Origin of the sequence: Duganella sp. CF402, assembly GCF_900109645.1 — a bacterium.
Lineage (GTDB): Bacteria > Pseudomonadota > Gammaproteobacteria > Burkholderiales > Burkholderiaceae_D > Rugamonas.
On the sequence record NZ_FOBG01000002.1, the window covers coordinates 312,824 to 336,426 of the forward strand.

Below are 23,603 nucleotides of genomic sequence, written 5' to 3' on the forward strand. Positions count from 1 at the left end.
CCGTTTTTTTAGTAAGTACCGAGCTTCACCTTCAACACCACCGGATTGCCGGTCAGGTTCAGGCCATAGTCGGTCTGGTCGCCATTCCAGTTACGCTCCATGATCCATTTGCCGGAAGGGTCGTAATGGCCCTCCTCCACGCGCGCCCACATGGACGGCTTGCCTTCGGCATGGTCGATCTTCACGCGCGCGCGCTGGCCGATGATGACGAATTCATTATCACCGATTTGCGCGATCGCGACGCCGCCGTTAGGAATCTCGGTACCCGCCGGCACGTCCTTGACGTGTTTGAAGTATTCGCGCTCGCCGAACTGCCACTCGCGGAACGAGATGGTGGCCTTCCAGCCCTTCATGTCAAAAGTTTGCGGCTGGCGGTCGTCGCCTTCCGCGATGCCGTAGGTGCGGCCTTCAAACGCCCACTTGGCCCACTGGCGTTCCATCGGGCGGAAGGCCGCGTAGATTTTGCCGAACGGTTCCACCATCGTCTTGTCGGTGGCCTTGTGGCCGAGCGGGAAATTGCTGTAGTCCGCGTAGTCGATGCCGAACGGCGCGAAGCCGATGGCGCCGCGTCCCAGCACTTGATAGGTGTAGCGCACGTATTCCGGTGCGTTGCTCATCTCCGGCACCATCAGCGGATTATCCTTGCGCTGGAAGTGGTTGAGCGAGGCGGTGAACTTCTTCGAATCCGGGCCGTAGATATCCGGGCCGGCAAAATCGATATGCGGCGCGGCGGCGCGGTAGATATCGATCACGTCGTAGGTCGGGCCGCCGCTGGCGAAGTTCTCATGCCACGGCTTGATCGGATCTTCGGTCGAATCGCGCTGCGAGTTATTCACGTACATCGGCAGGTTGTAGACCGCCCGGCCAGCCTTGGCGATTTCCTCGATGTAGCTGGCGATGGAGTAAGCGTGGAAGTATTCGTCTGCGTAGTCGCCGTAGACCTGCTTCCAGGTGCCAGTCTTGGCCAGTGGCACCGGCGATTTTTTATAGTCCAGTACCGCTTGCGGCACTGGCTGATTGAACTGCGCTTCCGCCTTCGGCGCGAAGTCGCGCGCGAAGCCGTAGGTACCGACTTCATTCTCGACCTGCATCATGATGACGGTGCGCTGCACCTCGTCGATCTTCTTGATGTGCTTCATCAGCTCCACGAAGGCCTTCTTGTCGGCCTTCAGGGTCTCTTCGCCTTGCGGCGACAGGCAATAGGTGATCTTGCCGTCCTTGGACACCATGCGCGGGAAGCGCGCGTTGTTGAACTTGACCCATTCCGGCGCGTAGTTGGCGCCTGTGTTCTTCCAGGTGCCGAACCACAGCAGCACCAGTTTGACTTTGTTCTTGCGGGCTTCAGCCACCAGCGTGTCGACGTAGCTGAAATCGAATTTGCCTTCATCACGCTCGATCTGTTCCCAGGCTACCGGGATTTCGAGCGTGTTGGCGTTCATGTCTTTGATCGCCGCGAACACCTTGTTCAAGGCCAGCGGGTAGTTACTGGAGTTCTGTGCCTGGCCGCCGAGGATGACAAAGGGCGCGCCGTCCACCATCAAGGCGAAACGGCCGTCCTTCTTCACGATCTGCGGTATGTCTGAGGCGGCCGCCGCGCCAGCTGCGGCCATCAAAATGCTGAAAGAGGTTACGAGCTGGCGGGCGGTGTGCTTCATCTAGGTAGAACCTTTCAATTAAAAGTCATAGCTCAGTTTTGCGACCACGCGACGGCCAGTCTTGAACCACGCGCGACCCATCATACCGATATTTTGCTGCATCAGCTGCTTGTAAGTCGAGTCGGTCAGATTCTGCGCTTCCAGGCCGAGTTGGATCTTGTCGGTGAACTTGTAGAACATCGACGCATCCAGCTGACCGTAAGCATCCGACCAGGTCGGCAGCGCCCATGCGACGTTGGTCTGGCCGTAGGTTGGGCTGGCCGGATTGCTGTCGGTTGCGTCGCTACCCTTGGTGCCGTTGACGTTCACGCCTTGCAGCGATTTCGAACGCCAGTTGTACGCCAGGCGAGCAGAGATCGGGCCTTTGTCGTACAGCAGTGCGAGGTTGTACGACTGGCGCGACAGGTTTTCCAGCGGCAGGTTGCCGAAGGTGGTGCCGTTGGTGTCGCAGCCGTTCATGTTCAGGTTCACATTGGCCGCGTTGTCGCCGCCGGTGCAGTACTTCTGGTAGACCGGGGAGTACAGTTCGCGCTTGCTGTCCACGAAGGTGAAGTTGGCTTGCACGCCCAGGCCGGACAAGGCGCCCGGCAGCTTGTCGAAGTACTGCTGGAAGGCCAGTTCGAAGCCGCGTGCATAACCGCGCGCGCCGTTGATCGGGCCAGTGACGGTGAAGTCATGCAGCTTGCCCGAGGTGTCCGCCAGTTGCTTGATGTAGGTCTGCTTGACGACGATGTCCTTCAGGCGCTTGTTGAACACTGCAGCGGTGAACGAACCGGTCGGCGCGAAGTACCACTCGGCGGTCAGGTCGATCTGCTTGGAGGTGGTCGGACGCAGCATCGGGTTGCCGTCGCCGCTACCGGTCAGGCTTACGCTGTTGACGGTGGTGACGCCGGTGGCCGGATTGGTCGAGGTGTCCGCAGTTTCCGACAGCACGGTGTAGCCTTGCAGCTGGGTGAAGTCAGGACGCGACAGCGCCGAGGCGATAGCAAGACGGAACTGCAGCGTGTCGCTGGCTTTCAGGCGCAGATTCAGGCTAGGCAGGAAGTTATGATAGTTGTTCTCATAATCCTTGGCTTCGGCGAACGGCTTGATGTTCGGCACCGGCACGCCGACCTGACTGCCGCCATTAGGCGCGGTCGAAGTAAACACGGTGTAGCCGCGCGCGTTCGAATCGGTCTTCACGTAACGCAGGCCCACGTTACCGTCGATCGGATATTTCAGGGTATCCCAGCCGAAGCGCAACTGGCTATACAGCGCCTTGGTCTTCTCCGCCTGATCGTTGGTGCCGGCATAGTTGTCGGCGCCGAAGCTGGCAGGCTTCCACGGGTCGCACGAGTTAGTAGGGCTGACTTCCCGGCACAGGATGTCGTGGTAGGTGTGCAGCTGTGCGTAGCTGCCAGGGAAGCCTTGCGCCAGCGAGACATTCGGGAACACCACGGCAGGCACGGAGACGCCGCCGTTGAAGAAGTTGTTGAAGGTATGGACGTTGGTGTTGCCGCTGAAGCGAGGATCGCCCAGCGACGCCAGGCCGCTGATGTTCCAGCCCACCTGCCACGGCTGGCTGATAGCCGACCAGTTGTAGTTCGGGTTGGAGTTCTGGGTCACCGCGTCGCGGTCGGTCAGGCGCACGCCGAAACGCACGTCGCGCAGCACCGGATGATCGAAGTCGTACTTGACGTCGGTCTTCCATGCGGTTTCATTGGCCTTGCTCTGATCCAGGTGTTCCATCGTGAACGCCCAGTAGTAGTTCTTCGGATCGGCCAGGTAGGCGCGGTCTGCATCCGTGAACAGGATCTTCGGCACATTGCCGCGCAGGTCCAGCGTTTCGCTCGGCATGGTCACGCCGGTGGCGACGGTGGAGTCGACGCTGCGGGTGTTGGCACGGATGTGCTGGAGGTCAGTGGTGACGGTCCAGCTGTCCTTGCGCCAGCGCAGGTTCCACGACAGGTCGGTGGTGTCGGACTTGCGCCACGAGGTGCGGGTGTCGTCGCCGAAGTTGATGCCGCCGTCGGTCGGATCGGTCAGGGTGCCGGTCAGCAGCTGGCCATTGGAACCGAAGGTGGAATCAGGCGAGACCTTGATGTTGTATGGGCTGGACTGGGCGAAGATGGCCTGCTCGTCCCACTGCATCTGGTACTTCGATTTGAAGTAGGTCAGGCTGCTGGACCAGTCATCCTTCTTCCATTGCAGGGCGCCGTAAGCGCCTTCGCGTTTGCGGTTGAATTCCAGCGTACGCCATTGCGCGCCTTTCGGCACGTAGACGGTGTTGCCCTTGGCGTCTTTGAGCGGATAGTAAGGCTCGACCTGGAAGGCGTCGGTGCGGGTGCCGCTTTCCGAGTAGGCCAAGTCCAGCAAGGCGCCCACTTCACCGACAGGCGTTTTCCAGCGGTTCGACACCAGGCCCGAAGCCGATGGCGAGGTCTTGCCCTTTTTCAGTTCCGACCAGGTGCGGTCGGCCGAGATGGACGCCTTGAAGCCCTTGTAATCGAAAGGCATGGCGGTGCGCAGGTTCACCAAGCCGCCGACGGCGCCTTCGATCTGCTCGGCCGATGGGTTCTTGTAGATGTCGACGCCGGCTACCAGTTCCGGCGGCACGTCTTCAAAGTTCAGCGAGCGGCCGCCGTTGGCCGAGAATGAATCGCGGCCGTTCAACTCGGAGCGCACATAGCTCAAGCCACGGATCGATACGCTCGAACCCTCGACCGAGAAGTGTTCCGGGTCGCCCTTGGCCATCGTGCGGTCGATGGTCACACCGACCACGCGCTGCAGCACTTCGGTCACCGAGCGGTCCGGCAGTTTGCCCATGTCCTCGGCGACGATGGAGTCGACGATTTCATCGGAGTTCTGTTTGATTTTTTGCGCCGACTGCAGCGCTGCGCGCTGGCCGGTCACAATCACCGCGACCGGTTCGGCGGCTGCGGTGTCGGATTTAGGGGCTGCAGTCGTCTGGGCCGCGGCTGCGCCGCTCAGCATCATCGTCATCTGGGCGAGGCCCATTGCGATGGCTGTTTTCTTAAGATGTTTCATCTACGTTCTCCAAATGTTGTACTGATTTTTCACGGCTCATTGGCCATGTTTTTTATATATAAACGTCGTCTGTGGGGGAAGCAGGAATACGAGGCGCGAGTTACCCCGCCGGCGCCAGATAGCACCGCATATGGTCTTTATGGATGATCGTCTCGCTCGTCGTATTGTTTTTTAATCGGCAGTGCGCGCGATTTTGAATCATTGTGCAAGCGAGACGATGAAGCGGCAATTGCGAAATTCACCAAGCGCGAGAATGATAATAAGCAATCGTCGCGTGGATCATACAAATGCAAAGGGCCCGCGAGTGCGAGCCCTGTCAATTAGCTAACTAAGTCTTATTTGATGCCGAGTTGCGCCTGCGTGTAGAAGCCGTCCTTCACCACCACATCGACATTGGCCTTGGTCAGCGCGATCGGTTTCAGGAACACCGAATCCACTTCCTTGAAGCCGTTGTTGTACTTGGCGTTGAAGCCCGGCTTCTCGTTACGCACCAGCTGCACCGACAGCTTGGCCGCTTCCGATGCGATCAGCTTCAAAGGCTTGTAGACGGTCAGCGTCTGGGTACCTGCGATCACGCGCTTGACGGCGGCGAGGTCCGAGTCCTGGCCCGACACGGCCACCTTGCCATCCAATTTTTGCGAAGCCAGCGCCTGGATCGCGCCGCCGGCGGTGGCGTCGTTGGAGGCCACCACGGCGTCGATCTTGTTGCCGTTGGCGGTCAGCGCATTTTCAACGATGGACATGGCTTCGGACGGGCTCCAGTCCTTGACCCACTGCTTGCCCACCACCTTGACGTCGCCCTTGTCGATCAAGGGCTGCAGCACTTTCAACTGGCCTTCGCGCAGCATCTTGGCGTTGCTGTCGGTCGGCGCGCCGCCCAGCAGGTAGAAGTTGCCCTTCGGCTTGGCCGCCAGCACGCCTTGCGCCTGCAGCTGGCCGACCATATTGTTATCGAACGAGATGTAGGCGTCGATATCGGCGTTCATGATCAGGCGGTCGTAGGAGATGACTTTGATCTTGGCCTTCTTCGCTTCGCGCACGGCATTGGTCAGCACGGTGGCGTTGTACGGCACGATGACCAGCACGTCGACGCCGCGCGAAATCAGGTTTTCGATTTGCGCGATCTGGCGCTGCTCGCTGGCATCGGCCGATTGCACGTACACCTTGGCGCCCTGCTGCTCGGCGGCGGCGATGAAGTAGTCGCGATCACGCGCCCAGCGCTCGAGGCGCAGGTCGTCGATGGAAAAACCGATCTTGGGATTCTTCGCGTCCGCCATCGCGTTACCGCCGGCGCAGGCCATCATGACGGCGATGGCCGCCGTGCTCAGGAACTTCTTCATCGTTACAATCTCCGGTTTTATGTGTGATGCAAGCTATGGTACATCAAGCCCCGTACCAGCCCGCGTCCACATAATACTCGCGGCCGGAGCAACGCGCCGCACTATCGGAAGCCAGGAACAGCGTCAGCGCCGCCACGTCGGCGATCTCCACCCGCTGCGGCAGGCATTGGCCGGAAAGGATGCGCGCTTCCTCTTCCGGCGTATGCCACAGCGCTTCCTGGCGCGGCGTGCGTACACCGCCAGGGATGATGGCGTTGACGCGGATGTTGTCGCCGCCGAGGTCACGCGCCATGCCGCGCGTCATACCTTCGATGGCGGCCTTGGCGCCCATGTACAGCGTCAGGTCCGGCAAGGCCAGATGCCACGAGATGGAGCTGAAATTCAGGATCACGCCGCCGCCCTGCGCCTGCATGCCCGCCACCACGGCCTGCGAGCAGAAGTAGATATGGCGCAGGTTGACCGCCATGCGGTTCTCCCAGTACGCCGGCGTCACTTCCTTGATGCTGTGACGGTCGTCGTTGGCGGCGTTGTTGACCAGGATATCGACCGTGCCGATTTCCTTGAACACGCTGGCGACTTTATCGAGATCGGTCAGGTCGCAATGCACGAACTTGGGCGGCGTCGCCAGCGAGGACAGGCTGTCCTGCAACGCGTACGAATCTTTTTCCGCGATGTCGAGGAAGGTGACCAGCGCGCCTTGCCGCGCAAAGGCTTCCACGATGCCGGCGCCGATGCCGCTGCCGCCACCGGTGATAACGACGCGCTTACCCGCCAGGCTGGGATAGATGGCCTGCTCGCGCGGGCTGTTGTATGGTTTGTTCAAGGTCGATTCTCCAGATAATGGGGAGAATTCTGATCCTAGAAATATTTAGCCGCAATTACGAAAATCACCAACCGCAGTCATAATTTACGCCGCCAGCTCCGGTGGCGGCAGCGCCGAGCCGTCATCGACGATGCCCATCATGGCGCGGTCCTGGTAGGTGCGCGGCGTACAACCGAGCTCGCGCTTGAACACCGCGTGCATATATTGCACCGAGGTGAAGCCGCAACACAGCGCCACCTCGGCGATGCTGCGCTCACCGCGCGCCAGCATCGACGTGGCCGCATCGAGCTTGAAGCGCAGGATCACATCATGCACGCTGCAATTGAGCTCTTGCCGGAAATAGGACTCCAGCGACGAACGCGAAATGCCCACATACTCCGCCACCTGGTGCGTCTTGATGCCCTGGCATGCGTACTGGCGAATGAAGTGGCGCGCGCGCATCACGTGCGGATGCTTGGGCGCTTCATGCTGGGTCGAGGCCAGCACGTTGATGCCGACCGGCGGCACCAGCACCCGCGTGCCGCTCATGCGCACGCCGTGCAGCATCTGGTCCAGCAAGTGGGCGGCGGTGCGGCCCATCTCCTGCGCGCCCTGGATCACGGAGCTCAGTGGAATGCGGGTCAGCATGCGCGCCAGCGGATCGTTGTCGATGCCGATCAGCGCCACCTGCTCCGGCACCGCGATGCCGGCCATGATACAAGCCTGCATCAGCTGGCGCGCGCGGGCGTCGGTGACGGCGATGATGCCGACTGGCTTCGGCAGGCTGTGCAGCCACTTGATCTGCTGCTCCACCGCCTCGTCCCACGACGGCGCGCTGGTGCCCAGGCCGCGATAGATATGCGGCTCCATCTTGTCCTGCTCCATCAGCGTGCGGAAGGCGTGCTCGCGCTCCTGTGCCCAGCGGTTTTCCTGCGCTTCCGGCAGCGAGAACATGGCGAAGTGGCGCAGGCCGGCCTCGATCAGGTGATCGCGCGCCATCTTGATCAGTTTGAAATTGTCGGTGGCGACGTAAGGCACGTCTTCGGGATAGGCGGTCTGGCTTTCGTACGAGCCGCCCACCGCCACCACCGGAATGCGGCTGCGGGTCAGGGCTGCGGCCACGGCCGGATCGTCAAAGTCGGCGATGATGCCGTCCCCCTGCCAGCGCTCGATGCCGGGCAGGCGTAGGCGGAAGTCTTCTTCCAGAAACAAATCCCAGGTCGCGCGCGTGGAGCTGAGGTACGCGGCAACGCCTGCGATTACCTCGCGGTCAAATATCTTATTTGCATTAAACAGCAGCGCAATCCGGTGTGACTTCATCTGCATTTCGACTACCCCGATCCGAGACGTATGTGGCCTATTAAATGGTACAGGCCACCCGGATACCGCAGATATGAAATATTTCGCTTGATCCATAACGAAATTAACTAAATTCTTTAAAGAAATTACGTTTTTGGCTTACCGAACACGATGCCGCGCCCGGCCGTGCTCATGTAAACCACGCCAAAAGTGTTCATGTCGCCCACCACGAACTGGGCGTCGCCGGGGCCGCCGTACTGGTGCTGGTCGTCGTTGATGCGCAGCCACGAGGCGCCGCGATCGGTGGAACGGAACACGCCGCGCACGCCGCCGACCTCGCCCCAGATATAGACGGTTGGGTAGTCCGCACCCGGCGCAGCCTTGCCGAAACCGACCGCTGCCGCGTAGCGCACATTATTCAGCGCACTGAAGCTCTCACCTGAATCGGCGCTGCGTACCAAGCCGCCGTCGTACAGCGCTACCCATACGTCGCCTTCACGGCCCGGCACGGCACGCACGGCCTTGGAACCCTTGGCCGAAGCCAGCACGGCGGCGGTCGGCGCGAAGCTGGCGCCGCTGTCGGTGCTGACCAGCAGGCGGTCATCGGCCAGCGCGTAGAATTTGCGCGGGTTGACGGGATCGGCCACGGCGCGGCCACGCTCGGTGTGCAGGCCTTGCACCTCGCTCCACGTGCCGCCCTCGTCGACGCTGCGGTAGCAAGTAGTGAGTTTTTCAGGGCAGTGCACGATCACCTTGCCATCGGCGCTCAGCGCCAGTTGGCCCTTGATGCCGTTCATGCTGGCGGTCTTCTTCCAGCTGATGCCCATGTCATGCGAGAGGTACATCGCGCTGCCGGCGCGCGCCACCACGTTCGGATTCAGCGCGGCAAAATCCAGCCCCCAGGTGGTGCCCATCGTCGGCGTGTGGATCGGCGAGTACTGTGTGAGGTCGGTGTGGCGGAAGCCGTCGTAATCGCCAATGGCGGAAATCACCGGGCCGCCGGGAATGCTCACCAGGTTCAGCGGCACCGATTCTTCCAGCCCCATGTCCTCAAACTTCCACACCGGCTTGGCGGCGTGGATATCGGTCGAGACGAACACGCCGTTGCCGGAGACGACCATCAGGCGCCTGGTATCGAAGGGATCGAACTCGATGCTGGCGGTCCAGTGGATGAAGCTGCCCGCGATCCAGCTCACGCCATTGCTGTCGATCTGCACGCCGTTGGCGACGATGCTGCTCCAGCTTTTGCCGCCATCCAGCGTTTCATAGAACTGGTCGCCAATGCCGCCGCGCATCTGGTAGTGCGAGATAGTGGAGACGATCATGCGCTGCGGGTTGCCGGGATCGACCGTGATGCCGGCATAGGCGCGGTTCAGCGGCGGCGAGATATCGGCCCAGCGGCCGCTGGCGATGTCGTACTGCCAGACGCCGCCCTCTTCCATGCCTTCGCCTTTGGCCTTGTCGGCATGCGGCCCAGCGCCCTGCGCAAAGGTCACCACCAGCTTGCCGTTGGCGACCACGGCACGGCCAGGCATCAGTTTGGACGGCCCGCCTTTCATCAGGCTGAAGCTCTTGCCGCCATCGGACGAGACGTACATATTGTCGCCATAGCGGGAGACGCCAACGAAGATCCTGCCGCCATCGAGCAGCACGAAGCTGATGCCGTTCTTGTTGTTGGTGGTGGTGACGTCGAGGCTGTCGAGGCGATGCCAGGTCAGGCCCTCATCGGTGCTCTTGAACAGGCCGTTGGCGCGGGTGCCGATGTAGAGGATCTTGCCGTCGCGCGGATCGACTTGCAGCTTTTCGCCGTTGCCGCGCCCCATGCCATTGCCGTGGACCTTGAACTGGCTGGTGACGTCGATGCGCTTGAAAGTCTGGCCGTAATCATCGGACTTGAGGATGGCGCTGGCGCCGCCATTGAGATAGGCGATGCCAGCGGAGAGATACAGCTTGTTGGGCGAGGATGGATCGATCGCCAGCGATTCGATGCCGAGCAGGCCGGTGTCCTTATCGGACACCCAGTCCATCAGCGGAATCCAGCGTTTTTTTTTACGTCCCAGCGATAAGCGCCGCCAACGTCGGTGCGGGCGTAGATCAGGTCTTTCTCGGTCTTGCTGGTGATCAGGCCGGAGACGAAGCCGCTGCCGCCGATCGGAACGTTGTCCCATGCGTACTGCGTGGATGCAGGCAGCAGCTTGGCCAGTTCCGGCGCCATCGCCTTGGCCCAGATCTCGTAGCCCTTCTCGTTCGGGTGCAACAGGTCCGGCATGATGTCGCGCGACAGCGTGCCGTCCGGCTGCAGGAAAGCCTGATTCAGGTTGGCGAAGAACACCTTCTGGTTATCGGCAAAGCCGGCGATGATGGCGTTGATCTTCTCGTTGATCTGGCGCAGATTGTCGTCCGGCTTCTCGCCGCGCGGGAAGATGGCCAGCAGCAGGATCTTGGTGTCCGGCAGGCGCTTTTGCAGTTCCTCGATATTGCGCTTGATGCCGGCGGCCGTCGTCTTCGGATCTTCCTGGCGATGGCCGGTGTTATTGGTGCCGAACATCAGCACCGCGACTTTCGGCGCGAGGCCGTCCACTTCACCGTGCTGCAAGCGCCACAGCACGTTCTCGGTACGGTCGCCGCCGAAGCCGATGGCAAAGCCGTTCAGCGGTTTGTAGTAGCGCTGCCAGACTGGTGCGCCGCTCTTTTCCCAGCCCTCGGTGATCGAGTCGCCGATGAACACTACTTGCGCGCTCTTGCCCAGTTGCTTGCCTTCGGCCAGCTTCTGCTCGTGACGCGCAGTCCACCAGCTGATCGACCACGACTCGTTCAGTTTGTCCGGCGTGACGGAGACGGTCTTGTAGTCCGGGCAGCTGACATTCGGCTTGCCGTTCATCAGGTACTTCACGTTGGCGATGGCGACCTTGCCCTTGCCGGTGCCGTTCAATTCAAACGGCTGGGTGACCTTGCTGAAGTCGTCGCCGTCGCGATAGAAGCAGCTGGCCGACATCACCAGATGCTGCCAGCCTTTGCCCTGTGCGGCGCGCGCGGGAATCACATACGGCACGCTGCGTTCGCACTTGTCGCCGCAGCCGACGCGGAACGACAGGCCGCCGCCGGCCAGCTCGTCCACCTTGAGATCCAGCGCCAGCACGCCCTTGGCCAGATACGGCCGCAGATCCACCGGCTTGCCGCCCTGCACGCGCAGGCTGGCGTACCAGGCCTTGTCGAAATTCAGCGTGAGCGCCTTGGCCGATTTGCTCACCTCGACCACGCCGTCAGGCGCCTTTGGAATAGCGACGCTATCGCCCTCCATCGTCTTGACGGAATCGGCATCGGAAATGCTGATGCGGCCGCCGTCGAGCGGCTGGCCGGCATACACAGCCAATTCATTGGGCGCGGCAATCGCGGATGAGGACACAACAGCCAGCAAGGCCGCAAGGCGGATATTCATAGGACGTCTCCGAATTTTTATGCGCACCATTGTGCTGGCACGCTAAGCACACTGCAATTACGAAATTCACCAACCAGCACAACAATATTCACAGCAAGTGGAACTTCCCCCCACCAGCCCGGTCTAACCATTCATGACGCCGCCAACCAACAGCAACGAAGCCCAGGTCGCCATCCTCGAAGCCCGGATGGATGGCCGGATTTCGTCCGTCGAAACGACGTTCGACAATTTCACCAAATTAATGGACGAACGCCAACGGATCGCTGACGAACGCCACCGCGCCTCGGAAGCCCGCATGGACCGGATGGAAGCGATGATCATCGAATTCCGTGCAGAGGTCCGTGAGGAGATGCGCAGCCTGCGCACCACCATAGTAGTAACCGCCATCACCAGTGTGCTGGCAGCCGTTCTCGGCATCTCAGCAGTCAATGCCTCCCTCTACGCCAACATGCGCGCCACCTTCGAAATGGGCAAGGAGGAAGCCGCCGCCCGGACCGAGGTCGTCCGGGCCGCAGAGGAGCTCATTGCCCTCAAAAAAAGAATGGACGAGGAGCAGAACAAGAAAACACCTTAGCGTGGATTAATGCTGTACGGCCGCTCGCGGTATTCGAAGTAGTCGAAGTCCGCGTGCAGCGCGGTGCCGGCCATGTCCTGGCACGCCATGCCCACAAACGCGCCGGTGAAGTTGGGCATGCCCGGCGCATTCGCTTCGTCCGACAGGATGCTGGCGTCGAACTGCTGCGGCAGCCATTGCCATTCGCCACCGTCCACGCGGTAGCCGAAGTAGAGACGCTCTTCGTCCACCTCCACCCGCAGCTGCACCGGTACGCCGGACGGCAGCGCAATCGGCGCGGTGAAGGCATCGGCCTGCACGTGGTTCGGCAAGCTGGTCATCACCCGCAGGTGCTTGCCGATGTCGTCATCGTGCGTGATGTACAGGTAGTGGAACTTGGCGCCGCCGTAATAGCACACCAGCCCGGCTTGCTGCTGGTAGTGCTCCGGCTCGAACTCGATCACGGTGGACGCGCTGTAGCAATGCGCCTGCTGGCGTCGCGCCACCAGCGCCTGGCGGAACTGGCTGCCCATCGTCTCGCGCCCGAACAAGCGCAGATGGCCTGGACGTGCGGTCAGGCTGAACAACTCTTCCGGCCACGGCGTGCGCAGCCATTGGAAATCAATCGGCAACTGCGGCGTATCGAAGTCCTCGCGCACCGGCGCGGCCTCGAAGCGATGCTCAGGCAGGCCCGGCGCGGCGGCCTGCAACTCCGGCGTGCCGGCGCCATCGAGCGTGCGCAGCCAGCCGTCTTCGCCCCACACCATTGGCTGGATTGCCGTCTCGCGCCCTAACGTACAAGTGCCGCGATTGCGCAGCGGACGGCCGCACAGGTACACTGCATAGGTCTGCCCATCCGGCGTCCCGACCAGATCCGCGTGCCCTGCCCGCTGCAACGCCAGATCCGGACGATGGCGCGAGCTGAGAATGGTCTGCTCCGGATGCAGCTCATACGGCCCATGCAGATTGCGCGAACGCGCCATCGTCACACCGTGGTTCCAGCCAGTGCCGCCCTCGGCGGTGAGCAGGTAGTAGTAGCCGTTGCGCTTGTACAGATGCGGCGCTTCGGTCAGGCCATGCGGCGTGCCCTTGAAGATATTCTCGCGCTTGCCGATCAACTTGCCATCGGCATACTCCTGCAACACGATGCCGGCAAAGCGCGTGCTGCCGGGACGATGATCCCACAGCTGATTCAGCACATACTTGCGGCCATCGTCGTCATGGAACAGCGACGGATCGAAGCCGCTGCTGTTCAGATACACCGGATCGGACCACGGCCCGTCGATGGTCGGGCTGGTCACCAGATAGTTGTGGAAGTCGCGCAGCGAAGCGCCGCCGGTCGCGCCGCCGGACGAGGTGCGGCCATAGCGCTTGACGTCGGTGTAGATCAGCCAGAATAAACCGTCCGCATAGGTCAGGCACGGCGCCCACACGCCGCAGGAATCCGGCGCACCGAGCATATTGAGCTGGCTGGCGCGCGTCAGCGGCCGCGTCGCCAGCCGCCAGTTGACCAGATCGCGCGAATGGTGGATCTGCACGCCGGGATACCACTCAAAGGTCGAAGTGGCGATGTAGTAATCGTCGCCCACCCGCACGATGGAAGGATCGGGATTGAAGCCGGTCAGGATAGGGTTTTGAATCATGCTGTTTTCTCTCGTACCAAAATCCAAAGCAAGGCCGCCGCCACCAGGTCCAGCACGGCCAGGCTGACGAAGAACGGCGTATAGCCCACATGCATCATCAGCCCGCCGATCAGCAGCGAGAACAGCAGCAGGCCGAAGTTACCGAACGTGCCGCACATGCCGGCCACCGTCGCCACCTCGTTGCGGCGGAACAGGTCGGACGACATGGTGATGACGGTGACGGACAAGGTCTGGTGCGCAAAGCCGGCCAGGCTGAGCAAGGCGATCGCCACATACGGGCTGTCGACAAAGCCGACGAACGCCACGCCCATCATCATGCAGGCGCCCAGCGTGAACGCGCCGCGCCGCGCATTGATCAGGCGCACGCCGCGCTTCTGCAGGAACAGCACCACCATCGGCCCGAACATGCAGCCGAGGTCGGCCGCGAGGAACGGCAGCCACGCAAACATCGCAATCTGCGCCAGGTCGAAATGGCGCACCGTGGTCAGGTACAAAGGCACCCAGAACGACAGCGTGCCCCACGCCGGATCAGCGAGGAAGCGCGGCAAGGCGATGCCCCAGAAATTGCGCATCTTGAGAATGCTGACGATGGAAGGCCGGCCCTCGCCTTCCAGATGCTGCTCCTGCCCGGCGGCGATATGCTGCGCCTCCTCGACCGACAAGCGCTTGTGGCGCGCCGGCGCATCGTACAGCCACAGCCACAGCGCCACCCACACCAGCCCCAGCGCGCCGGTAATCACAAACGCCGACTGCCAGTTGTAATGCAGGATGGCCCACACCACCAGCGGCGGCGCCAGCATCGAACCGAACGAGGCGCCGATATTGAAGATGCCGCCCGCCAGCCCGCGCTCGCGCGCTGGGAACCAGATCGACACCGCCTTCATGCCGGCCGGATTGGCCGAGCCTTCGGCCAGCCCCAGCAGACCGCGCAGGAAGGCCAGCATCGGCCAGCTGGTCGCCAGGCCGTGCGCCATGCAGATCAGCGACCACGCCGACGCAAACATGGCGAAACCGAACTTCAGGCCGATCACATCCAGCACGTAGCCGCACAACGGCTGCAGCATGATCGCGCCCTGGAAGGCGGCGGTGATGTATGAATATTCCTTGGTGGAGATGTTCAGCTCAGTGAGCAGCGTGGGCGCGGCCACGGACAGCGTGCTGCGCGTGAGGTAGTTGATGACCGCCCCCAGCATGATCAAGCCGATCATCCACCAGCGGAGCCCCCGGATCTTGGAACCAGACATGTTTGCGCTATCATCTTATTGCGGGAGTGCCACGATAGCACATTATTCGCAAAAAATGATTGCGCAACCTTACCTAAAATCCAGCTGGCGTCCAGTTGGGATCGAACTTGCCTTCCGCCAGCGGCGGCTCGCTGGCGGCCGCGTTTTGCACCAGCGACAGCAAGCTCTTGTAAATCACATCGAAGTCCGCCTGCTGGTCATGCAGCCAGCGGCTGACGTTGATGGACTGGCCGGACGACAGCCGCACCGAGATGCGCGGCCGTGCGGCATCCGGCACGCCCGGCTGCGTGCTCGACGGAATGGCCGCTAGCCGGACGGATGGGTGACCAGCTGACAGTAGCCGCTGCCGTCGGCCGACAAATAGACGATCTGCCCGCCATGCAGCGGGTGCACATCGCGCAGCGTGATTGCGGCGACCTGGTCCACCTTGGCCCTTCCCTCCTTGTGGCTGGCGACGGCGTCCGGTGCGGCGCCACGCAGGGGCCGCCAGCGCCAGCGCCAGCATCAGCAGCACGGCAAGGTCACGTTTTTCGTTTTTGTGCATACACTCCCACCAGCATCAAACCGGCCACCAGCAACATCACTTGCGAAGGCTCCGGCACCGTCAGCAGGATGAAACTGCCGTCGGGATTGAGCTTCTTGATGTAGTCATAATACTGCTGGTAGTAGCGCGAGTACATGACCGGTTTATCGCTGAGCGCGCCCAAGCCCATCAAGCCATCATCGGACAGCGTCGGTCCCGGATACTTGTCCACCGCGCCGCCGATGTACTCGTCGAACAAGCCCATCATGTGGCCGACTTCATGCGCTTTGACGCTGGCGCTGTCGCCGGTGTACCAGTTGGTCATGTCGGCGCGCCCGGTGCCTTCGTGCACCTGCACTTTCTGATTAAATGGCCCATCCAGGGTTATATCGACGATTATCGGAATTAACTTCCCGGTCGCCGTATCTTTAATGGCGTATTTATTATTCCACACGCCTTCTGCTGCGGCTTCGGCGGCCTTTTTAAAATCGGCTTTTTGCGCGTCGGTATAGCCCAAGCCGGCATCAAACGAAAAATCGATTTGAATATCCTTGACCAGCTTGGCGCCGTCAAAACTGCGCGTGTAACTGTAGTCCCAGCTGTATGGCCCGAAGGGGCCGGCATTGCCGGCGTTATCCTTCAGGTCGGCATCGCCGTAGGCTGGCGTGGCGGCAGTTTGATTTCCTCCAGGGCCAGCGCCAGCTCGGTGTGGAGCTCGGCCAAATGTGGTTTTACGGCCTCAAGTTCGCCGGCGTCGGCCAGCCGTTCGATCTGGGCGCAGCGGGCATGCAAGCCGCCGGCGCCGAGGAAGGCCGCTCCGCCCATCAGGCTGTGCGCGGCCAGCGCCACCATCATGGCGTCGCCATCCTCCAGCCCCTGATGCGCCACCGCCAGCAAGCGCGGCCCCTCAAGCAGGAAGGCGGCGCGCATCGCATGGTACAGCTTGCCGCCATCGTCCGGCTGACGCTGGCCCGGTGACGACCGCAGTGTCGCCACCTCGAACATTGCGTCAAGCTCGGCCAGCGGCGGCGCGCCCGCCGCAATGGCATGCTGCTCGCCAACCAGCGGCTTGCCCTGCGCCAGCAAGGCGTCCAGCTGGCGCGCGATCTCGGCATGCAGGTCGGCTTCGTTAATCGGCTTGGGCAGGAAGCTGCTGGCGCCGGCGGCAAGGAAGCGCTGACGATCTTCTGCGGTGGCGTTGGCCGTCAGCGCAATCACCGGCAGCTGCGCATCGCGCACGCCATCGAGCCCGGCGCGCAGACGCTGCAACGCCGCCATGCCATCCAGGCGCGGCATGCGGCCATCCATGATGACCAGATCGAAATCGCGCGCGGCCAACTGTTCCAGCGCCGCCTGCCCATCCTCGGCGATGGTGACCGCATGCCCCATGTCGCCCAGCAGTTCGCGCAGGATGACCTGGTTGGTCGTGCCGTCTTCCGCGCACAGCACGGCCAGGCGCGCAACGTGCGGACGGCGAATTTCAGTCGGCAGCGCCGGCGTCGGCACGCCGCGCTGCAGCGGCAAATGGACGCGGAACACGCTGCCCACACCGGGTTCGCTGCTCGCCTCGATGCGGCCGCCCATCACCGCGACGATGTTCTTGCAGATCGCCAGGCCGAGGCCGGCGCCGCCGTATTTGCGGGCGGTGGCGGGGTCGGCTTGCTCGAATTTCTGGAACAGGCGGCCGAGCACCTCGGGCTCGATGCCGATCCCGCTGTCGCGCACGGTGAGGACGATACCCTGCCCTTCATCTTCCGCCACGCTCACACGCACCTCGCCGCGCTCGGTGAACTTGATGCCGTTGCCGACCAGATTGACCACCACTTGCCGCAAGCGGGTCGGGTCGCCGCGCCACCAGACCGGCAGCGCCGGCGCGACTTCGACCACCAGCACGATGCCCTTGGCCTCGGCGCGGTCGGCCAGCAGGCCGGTCACCTCGTGCAGCAGGCCGCCGAGGTCGAAGTCGAGGACTTCCAGCGGCATCTTGCCAGCTTCCAGACGCGAGAAATCGAGAATGTCGTTAATAATTTGCAGCAGCACTTCGGCATTGCTGAGGCTGAGGCGCAGCTTGTTGCGCGTACCGTCCGCCAGTCCCGCCTCCTTCAGCGCCGAGCGCAGCATACCGATCACGCCGCCCAGCGGCGTGCGCACCTCATGGCTGATCATGGCGAGGAAATCACTCTTGAGCTGGTTCGACACCTCCGCCGCACGCTGCGCCGCCAGCGATTCGGCATGACGCGCCTGCGACGCCCGCAGGTCCGCCTCGCGCGCACGCAGCGTGACGATTTGCGCTTCCAGCGTCTGGCGGTAGCGCAGCTCGTTCTCGTGGCTGCGGGCATGGGTGGCGCGCTGGCGCGCCAGGGCGCCGTCGAGGCCGTGCAGCAGATAGGTGCAGGACAAAGTCAGCACCGTCGACACCAGCAGGAAATTCACGCTCAGGATGGCCCAGTGTGCGAACGGACTGACCACCACCACCGCCATGCCTGGCTCGATATGGCCGACATAGCCGGCCAGGAACAGCGTGGCGCTGCAGCACAGCAGCGCCAGCACGGCCGCCCTGCTGCCGATCAGCACCGTACACAGCACCGGCACCGCCAGCAGGTAGATTTGCGACAGCGGACCGAGCGAGAACAGCAGCACCACCGCGATCAGGTAAGCGATGGCGAGGATGCCGAGGGCGCGGGTCTGGTAAGCGAGATCGCGCCGGTAGTGCAGCCAGCCGGTGCCGGCCAGCGCGATCACATCGGTGACCACCAGCGGCCAGTGGCCCTGGCGCGCGCCGCCCCACATACTGGGGGCCACGACCAGCGCGCCGAGCCAGAAGGCCACGGCGCACAAGCCGTCCAGCAGCCGGTTGCGCCAGCCCTGCAGGTCCTGGTCGCCGTGCTCCAGCATGTCCGGTTGCCGGTACAAGGCGGCGCGCAAGGCGCGTACCGCAAAGCTGTCGATCAAGGGGCGCTCACTAATCAGTTGGAATTAGCGCCAGATTCTACTACTTTCTTAACTCCCCAAGCAGATTCAGGGTCAGCTCTGTCATTTGGACACGCATGGCGCACGTTTGATCTTGATTAATATATTGACATGGTTTTAAGAGACCGCGCTCGGCTGAATGCGGTATCGGCTCAGCCCGTCCCTGTCGGCCCGGCCGCGATTCCGGTATCATTCGGCATGAATACGATTTCCTTCCAACCGTTTATTATTGGCGTCGCAGGCGGTAGCGGCAGTGGCAAGTCCACCGTGTCACAGAAAGTGCTGGCTGAATTTGGCGCGGATATGGTCTCGGTCGTGATGCAAGACGATTACTACTGCGATCAAACCCACCTTCCTCCTGAAGTTCGTCCCAAGACAAATTACGACCATCCACAGGCGTTTGAATGGCCGTTGCTGGTGCAGCATATTCAGGCTTTGCGCAATGGCGAAGCGATCGAGATGCCGGAATACGACTTCACGCTCCACAACCGTTCCGACCGGACGATTCCCGTCAAGCCAGCGCCGGTGATCGTGATCGAGGGCCTGTTTGCCTTGTATGACCCGGACTTGCGCGATCTGATGTCGCTGAAGATTTTTGTCGATACGGCTTCCGACATCCGCTTCATCCGCCGCATGCAGCGCGATATCGTGGAGCGCGGCCGTTCGGTGGAAAGCGTAGTCGGCCAGTACCTGGAAACCGTGCGCCCCATGCACAAGCAATTCATCGAGCCAACCAAGCGCTACGCCGATGTGATTATTCCGCATGGCGCCAACGGCCCGGCGGTCGACATGATCACCACCAAGGTGGCCAGCGTGATCGGGCAGCTGCAGCAGCCCTGATTTTATCGACCGGCGCTGGGCAAGAGATTCTTGCCGGCGCCACACGAGCCTGGATTCGACCTGCGTGCACTATCCGATTCGCGAACCTGCAATGGTTCGAACGTAATAAGGAACTGAGCCTCGCTTGCGCGGTCCCGGCTCCAATTCATAGCCACGCTTAGCCAATTCCATCTTCATAGTCGCGCGCATCGAGCTGACCTGTTGAAATTCTACGCTCTGATTTGTCGATATCGCGTCGGATGCAACCCCTAGTTCAGCAAAACCTTCGCGCGCCGCTTGCGCCCCTACGCGCTCGAGAAGCTCTGTGACACGGACATGATCATTTTCCCAAGAGAGGGACCATGTTGACTGGCGGCCTACTTGGCTATGGAACAGATCACAAATACCAAGTCGCTTCTTTCTTTCGAATATAGAATCCGTTGTCCACTCACGCTTGAGCAGCATATGAATCCCGCTCGTCTGGTCGATGACCCAAAAGCGCGCAAGATCTGGGTCACGTAAGAAGCGGCGAAGCGAAGGACGCTGAAACGCATGAATTGGGCGTTTGCTTTTATCAACCCACGGCGAAGTATTGAGAATACGTTCTCTCGATTTGAAAAAATTGATTGATTCAAAGACACCATCAAATCCGCCGCTGCCCCCCCCTGTTCGACTTCTCGCCCTTCACAACGCAGTGCTTCCCTTTGCGCACATATATTTCCAGACATCCGGATCGTACCCAGTGACGGCTCCAGACTTCATCTTCCAGGAGCGCTGACAAAGTCGGGAATTTATAGTCGATTAAGCTTTCCATTTTGAACCTATCATGATGGGAAATGCTTATTAGAAAATAATTCCCAGCGGTTGTCGCTTTTAGCTGAGCGAATCCAGAATACTCTAAAAAAATCAGCAACTTGCGTTTGCGATCGACAAGTCGTATGCTTGCCATTTTCTTACTCTTAAGAAAGTGCACATGAAACCTGCTGCCTGGGCAATTGCCGTGATCTTCGCCAGTCTTCCCCTGCTCGCCAGCGCTGCGCCGATTACCCTGGTGCAGGCGGGGCATGTGCTGGATACGCCGGGCAAGGCGCCGCGCGGTGCGACCACGCTGGTGGTGGAAGGCGGCAAAATCAGCGCGGTGCTGGATGGCTTTGTGGGCACTGAAAAATATCCGGCAGCGCGCATCATTGACCTGCGTTCGCGCTACGTGCTGCCGGGGCTGATCGACAGCCATGTGCACCTGACCTCCGACCGTGCCGGCAACGAAGGTGCCCTGGCCTTGGTCACCACCAGCCAGGCTGCGTGGGCCTACGAGGCGGAACTGAACGCCCACAAGACGCTCAATGCCGGCTTTACCACCGTGCGCAATCTGGGCGATGGTCCCGAAGGCATTACCCTGGCACTGCGCGACGCCATCAACAAGGGCTGGGTGCAAGGCCCGCGCATCATTGATGCCGGCACGCCGATCTCCGCTACCGCCGGCCACATGGACGGCCGCCTGGGTTACGCGGACTGGGTGCAGGAGCATATTGCCGACGACAACCTGTGCGACGGCGTTGAAAGTTGTCGCCGCGCCGTGCGCAAGCAAATCGGCCGAGGCGTGGACGTGATCAAGATTGCGACCACCGGCGGCGTGAACAGCGTGGTCGGTGCGGGCGTCGGCAAGCAGATGTTCGACGACGAAGCCAAAGCGCTGATCGAAACGGCTCACCTGTACGGCAAGAAAGTGGCGGTGCACGCACACGGCGATGGCGGCATCAACCTGGCGCTGGCCGCCGGCGCGGATTCAATCGAACACGGCACCATGCTCGATGAGACCGGGATCAAGCTGTTCCTCAAGTCGGGCGCTTACTACGTGCCGACGCTGTCGACCATCAACGGCTACAAGGAACGCCTGGCAGCCGATCCCAACGCCTATTCGCCGGATGTGCTGGCCAAGATCCAATGGCGCATCGGCATCACCGGCAAAGCGCTCAAGCTGGCGCATGACAAAGGCGTGAAGATCGCGTTCGGCACCGACGCCGGCGTGTCCAAACACGGCCGCAATGCCGATGAGTTTGAATTGATGGTGCAGTTCGGTATGACGCCGATGGAAGCCATCCAGGCGGCCACCGTCAACGCCGCCGACCTGCTCGGCCTGAGCGCCAAGATCGGCACGCTGGAGGCAGGCAAGAGCGCCGACCTGATCGCCGTCAACGCCGATCCACTGCAGGATATTACCGAGCTCAAGCGCGTGCGCTTTGTGATGATGGGTGGTGCGGTGGCCAAGGCGGAGTGAGCTTAGGAGAATAGATGAACCTATTTTGTGACGGCACAAATCGGTCTTGAATATAGCTCCGTAAGATAACTGACACCAATTAGCTTACGGAGTCCGTCATGATATGGACCGAGTCCGGCGGACCAGACCATCGCGCATGGAAGCGCAACCCTATGCAAAGTGGGAATCCTGGCGATCCCGGTTTGCGCGCCCTGCTTTCCGGTGATGAAGGCGGAGACTTGATTCCGCCGCCTGAGCTGGCCAAGGCGCTCACTGAATCCAGCGTTCGCAGCACGCCGCAAATGAATATCCGAGCCGGCACCGCCTACCTTCTAATGCGTCTCGCCCGTGTTTAAAAAGGCAGTCATGCGCAAGATGCTTACCGGCTGGGATCAAGTAACCACGTCACGCATCGCCCAGCGTTACAACGTAGGAGACCCCGGCTATGCAGGGAAACTGAACTACTGCTTGTCCGTGATGAAAAATCAGTCTGAGGTGATACCGTGCGCTGCGTAAGAATAATTGCCGCCACCAGTTTAGCTTTCAGCGCATTGCAGACTTTCGCGCAAGAACTCACGCCACCAGCGCATTTCCACGGAACTGGGAGAGCCTGCCAGGGTGAACTAGTCATTCAACGCCAGACCATTTTGTGGCGCACGCCTTTTAGCGTCTGCAAGGCAGCATCGTACAGACTGCTGGATCAGACCAAAAACGCCGCGCTGGCACGCTACACCTATCGACTAGATGAGACCACATCCGCATGCCGCTATCGCCTGATTTCCTTGACACATGACAGCAGCAAGCCAGCAAGCATTGGCTGGGAAGTGACCGGTTATGGCAATGCTGAAAGCTATGAGCGGGATAAGGCTGCCGGATTTCACAGTGACGACAATCCCGACATGATGTCCTGCTACCTCATCCAAACTTCTGCACAGCATCCCAGTCCGATGAGATAGTATGCCCAACGAAATATGAACCTATGCCAATCGCGATCTCCCCCGAAGAGTGCGTTTCAGCACTGGATGCGCATGGTCGCACAACAGGAAGCCATGTTTGACGCCGCCTTCTGAATCGAAACTATCCTTGATGACATCCCAGTATTTGGAATCGCCATGTTCGAAATGGGGAAAGATGGCGAACGCCACCAGGTCAGCCAGCTGGATCAAACGGGAAGCACGAGAATCCAGAAAAACTGGGACCTCAACATAGTTCCGGGTTTTGCCATAGGAGTGGCCGCGATGCTTGAACTCACGTGCCAAGGTCTGAAAACGCTGCTCGGTGCTGGACTCATCAAACAGCATAAGCCCACGTTGATGGTCATTGAACTTGGTATGGCAACGTTGTAGAAAAAGGTCGAAGCGCCGGGCCAGTTGTTCGAAACATACATGGACTGGATCCTTCCCTACCAGCGCCGTCTTCTCCACTACGCAAGCAAAAAGTCTTACCCCCTTGGGTTGGCCAACCACGCCGACTCTAAGCGCTTCCACGATAAGCGACTCTCGCTGTTCCGGAGATGCAATCTTACGCCATACGCCTTTACCTGATCGCATCGGGGAACCATGAAACTCCAGCTCATTCGGGAAGTCGGGAGCAATTCGGGCAGCAATGTCGTCCAGACTTTTTTCTATCCAGTGCGTCGTCCGCTCGAACACGGAAACGCCGGCCAACACAAAGTAACGTTGGCTTGCATCAGTTGTCGCACCCGATTCATCGACATACAGCAAATGCATGAGCGAGCGCTCCGCAAATGAAAACGGGCTGCCAAAATTAGCAGCCCGCAAAGCATTCGGTGAGCCAAGTGGAACAAACGTCCAACGCACCACAAAAGGCAGTGCTCCCGACCCATAGCAAATTATACAGTAAATTTTTGCACTGATCCCTGCTATGCCTACGCCATCGATCACTTTCTCGCCGTATTACATCGCACCAGCTCTCAGATTTCCCCGACGTGACGGTGAAGAATATCACGAGCAATTTTTCACAAACGGCAGCGCCGGCCTCTTTTTTGATAAACCTAGATTTGCATCAATAC

At 60.9% G+C, this 23,603-nt stretch carries 18 protein-coding genes; 5 read left to right on the forward strand and 13 right to left on the reverse strand.

Annotated elements, in window-relative coordinates:
- Positions 1 to 8: 8 nt before the first annotated feature.
- From BMZ70_RS19540 to BMZ70_RS28925, 7 genes are all read right to left on the reverse strand, one after another.
- Complete coding sequence (locus BMZ70_RS19540) at positions 9 to 1,655, reverse strand: DUF5597 domain-containing protein (RefSeq protein WP_092278512.1); 1,647 nt, start codon at positions 1,653 to 1,655, stop codon at positions 9 to 11.
- 18 nt (positions 1,656 to 1,673) lie between these two features.
- Positions 1,674 to 4,682, reverse strand: a complete 3,009-nt coding sequence (locus tag BMZ70_RS19545) for a TonB-dependent receptor (protein ID WP_092278514.1) — start codon at positions 4,680 to 4,682, stop codon at positions 1,674 to 1,676.
- 335 nt (positions 4,683 to 5,017) lie between these two features.
- Positions 5,018 to 5,986 (reverse strand): D-xylose ABC transporter substrate-binding protein, encoded by a 969-nt coding sequence (gene xylF, locus BMZ70_RS19550; RefSeq protein WP_229205543.1) that lies wholly within the window; start codon positions 5,984 to 5,986, stop codon positions 5,018 to 5,020.
- A gap of 79 nt (positions 5,987 to 6,065) precedes the next feature.
- Entirely contained in the window at positions 6,066 to 6,845 is a 780-nt protein-coding gene (locus BMZ70_RS19555) for a D-xylose 1-dehydrogenase (protein WP_092278518.1), read from the reverse strand.
- 84 nt (positions 6,846 to 6,929) lie between these two features.
- Complete coding sequence (locus BMZ70_RS19560; RefSeq protein ID WP_092279529.1) at positions 6,930 to 8,144, reverse strand: XylR family transcriptional regulator; 1,215 nt, start codon at positions 8,142 to 8,144, stop codon at positions 6,930 to 6,932.
- A gap of 125 nt (positions 8,145 to 8,269) precedes the next feature.
- Positions 8,270 to 10,150 (reverse strand): beta propeller repeat protein, encoded by a 1,881-nt coding sequence (locus BMZ70_RS28920; RefSeq protein ID WP_229205507.1) that lies wholly within the window; start codon positions 10,148 to 10,150, stop codon positions 8,270 to 8,272.
- Complete coding sequence (locus BMZ70_RS28925) at positions 10,150 to 11,562, reverse strand: GDSL-type esterase/lipase family protein (RefSeq protein ID WP_229205508.1); 1,413 nt, start codon at positions 11,560 to 11,562, stop codon at positions 10,150 to 10,152. Before BMZ70_RS28925 ends, BMZ70_RS28920 begins: the two co-directional genes overlap by 1 nt.
- A 133-nt stretch (positions 11,563 to 11,695) precedes the next feature.
- Between BMZ70_RS28925 and BMZ70_RS19570 the strand changes: the two genes are divergently transcribed.
- The gene (locus BMZ70_RS19570; protein ID WP_092278520.1) at positions 11,696 to 12,136 is read left to right on the forward strand and encodes a hypothetical protein; all 441 of its coding nucleotides are present in this window, start codon (positions 11,696 to 11,698) and stop codon (positions 12,134 to 12,136) included.
- Here BMZ70_RS19570 and BMZ70_RS19575 read toward each other — a convergent pair.
- From BMZ70_RS19575 to BMZ70_RS19595, 5 genes are all read right to left on the reverse strand, one after another.
- Positions 12,133 to 13,758, reverse strand: coding sequence for a glycoside hydrolase family 43 protein (locus BMZ70_RS19575; RefSeq protein ID WP_092278522.1), 1,626 nt, complete (start codon positions 13,756 to 13,758; stop codon positions 12,133 to 12,135). The genes BMZ70_RS19570 and BMZ70_RS19575 overlap by 4 nt on opposite strands.
- Positions 13,755 to 15,002: an MFS transporter gene (locus tag BMZ70_RS19580; protein ID WP_092278524.1), complete on the reverse strand. Its 1,248-nt coding sequence runs from the start codon at positions 15,000 to 15,002 to the stop codon at positions 13,755 to 13,757. Before BMZ70_RS19580 ends, BMZ70_RS19575 begins: the two co-directional genes overlap by 4 nt.
- A 73-nt stretch (positions 15,003 to 15,075) precedes the next feature.
- Entirely contained in the window at positions 15,076 to 15,279 is a 204-nt protein-coding gene (locus BMZ70_RS19585; protein ID WP_092278526.1) for a hypothetical protein, read from the reverse strand.
- Between the two features lie 244 nt (positions 15,280 to 15,523).
- Positions 15,524 to 15,877 (reverse strand): PEP-CTERM sorting domain-containing protein, encoded by a 354-nt coding sequence (locus BMZ70_RS19590; protein ID WP_130301105.1) that lies wholly within the window; start codon positions 15,875 to 15,877, stop codon positions 15,524 to 15,526.
- Between the two features lie 287 nt (positions 15,878 to 16,164).
- Complete coding sequence (locus BMZ70_RS19595; protein ID WP_092278530.1) at positions 16,165 to 18,477, reverse strand: ATP-binding protein; 2,313 nt, start codon at positions 18,475 to 18,477, stop codon at positions 16,165 to 16,167.
- Positions 18,478 to 18,693: 216 nt separating this feature from the next.
- On the opposite strand from BMZ70_RS19595, the gene udk reads away from it, so the two are divergent.
- The 4 genes from udk to BMZ70_RS28095 all read left to right on the forward strand — a co-directional run bounded on the left by udk (position 18,694) and on the right by BMZ70_RS28095 (position 22,527).
- Entirely contained in the window at positions 18,694 to 19,335 is a 642-nt protein-coding gene (udk, locus tag BMZ70_RS19600) for a uridine kinase (protein WP_092278532.1), read from the forward strand.
- Positions 19,336 to 20,287: 952 nt separating this feature from the next.
- The gene (locus tag BMZ70_RS19605) at positions 20,288 to 21,592 is read left to right on the forward strand and encodes a metal-dependent hydrolase family protein (RefSeq protein WP_092278534.1); all 1,305 of its coding nucleotides are present in this window, start codon (positions 20,288 to 20,290) and stop codon (positions 21,590 to 21,592) included.
- Positions 21,593 to 21,690: 98 nt separating this feature from the next.
- Positions 21,691 to 21,927: a hypothetical protein gene (locus BMZ70_RS28090; protein WP_130301103.1), complete on the forward strand. Its 237-nt coding sequence runs from the start codon at positions 21,691 to 21,693 to the stop codon at positions 21,925 to 21,927.
- A gap of 147 nt (positions 21,928 to 22,074) precedes the next feature.
- Positions 22,075 to 22,527, forward strand: coding sequence for a hypothetical protein (locus BMZ70_RS28095; protein ID WP_130301101.1), 453 nt, complete (start codon positions 22,075 to 22,077; stop codon positions 22,525 to 22,527).
- A 21-nt stretch (positions 22,528 to 22,548) separates the two neighbouring features.
- On the opposite strand, the gene BMZ70_RS19610 is transcribed toward BMZ70_RS28095, so the two are convergent.
- Positions 22,549 to 23,475, reverse strand: a complete 927-nt coding sequence (locus tag BMZ70_RS19610; protein WP_207231582.1) for a DUF3800 domain-containing protein — start codon at positions 23,473 to 23,475, stop codon at positions 22,549 to 22,551.
- Between the last annotated feature and the right edge of the window lie 128 nt (positions 23,476 to 23,603).

What these genes read in the sequence shown, in the direction of transcription:
- BMZ70_RS19540 (WP_092278512.1), bottom strand. Translation starts at nt 1,655, where the DNA reads ATGAAGCACACCGCCCGCCAGCTCGTAACCTCTTTCAGCATTTTGATG.
- BMZ70_RS19545 (WP_092278514.1), bottom strand. Translation starts at nt 4,682, where the DNA reads ATGAAACATCTTAAGAAAACAGCCATCGCAATGGGCCTCGCCCAGATG.
- xylF (WP_229205543.1), bottom strand. Translation starts at nt 5,986, where the DNA reads ATGATGGCCTGCGCCGGCGGTAACGCGATGGCGGACGCGAAGAATCCC.
- BMZ70_RS19560 (WP_092279529.1), bottom strand. Translation starts at nt 8,144, where the DNA reads ATGAAGTCACACCGGATTGCGCTGCTGTTTAATGCAAATAAGATATTT.
- BMZ70_RS28920 (WP_229205507.1), bottom strand. Translation starts at nt 10,150, where the DNA reads ATGGACTGGGTGTCCGATAAGGACACCGGCCTGCTCGGCATCGAATCG.
- BMZ70_RS28925 (WP_229205508.1), bottom strand. Translation starts at nt 11,562, where the DNA reads ATGAATATCCGCCTTGCGGCCTTGCTGGCTGTTGTGTCCTCATCCGCG.
- BMZ70_RS19570 (WP_092278520.1), top strand. Translation starts at nt 11,696, where the DNA reads ATGACGCCGCCAACCAACAGCAACGAAGCCCAGGTCGCCATCCTCGAA.
- BMZ70_RS19575 (WP_092278522.1), bottom strand. Translation starts at nt 13,758, where the DNA reads ATGATTCAAAACCCTATCCTGACCGGCTTCAATCCCGATCCTTCCATC.
- BMZ70_RS19580 (WP_092278524.1), bottom strand. Translation starts at nt 15,002, where the DNA reads ATGTCTGGTTCCAAGATCCGGGGGCTCCGCTGGTGGATGATCGGCTTG.
- udk (WP_092278532.1), top strand. Translation starts at nt 18,694, where the DNA reads ATGAATACGATTTCCTTCCAACCGTTTATTATTGGCGTCGCAGGCGGT.
- BMZ70_RS19605 (WP_092278534.1), top strand. Translation starts at nt 20,288, where the DNA reads ATGAAACCTGCTGCCTGGGCAATTGCCGTGATCTTCGCCAGTCTTCCC.
- BMZ70_RS28090 (WP_130301103.1), top strand. Translation starts at nt 21,691, where the DNA reads ATGATATGGACCGAGTCCGGCGGACCAGACCATCGCGCATGGAAGCGC.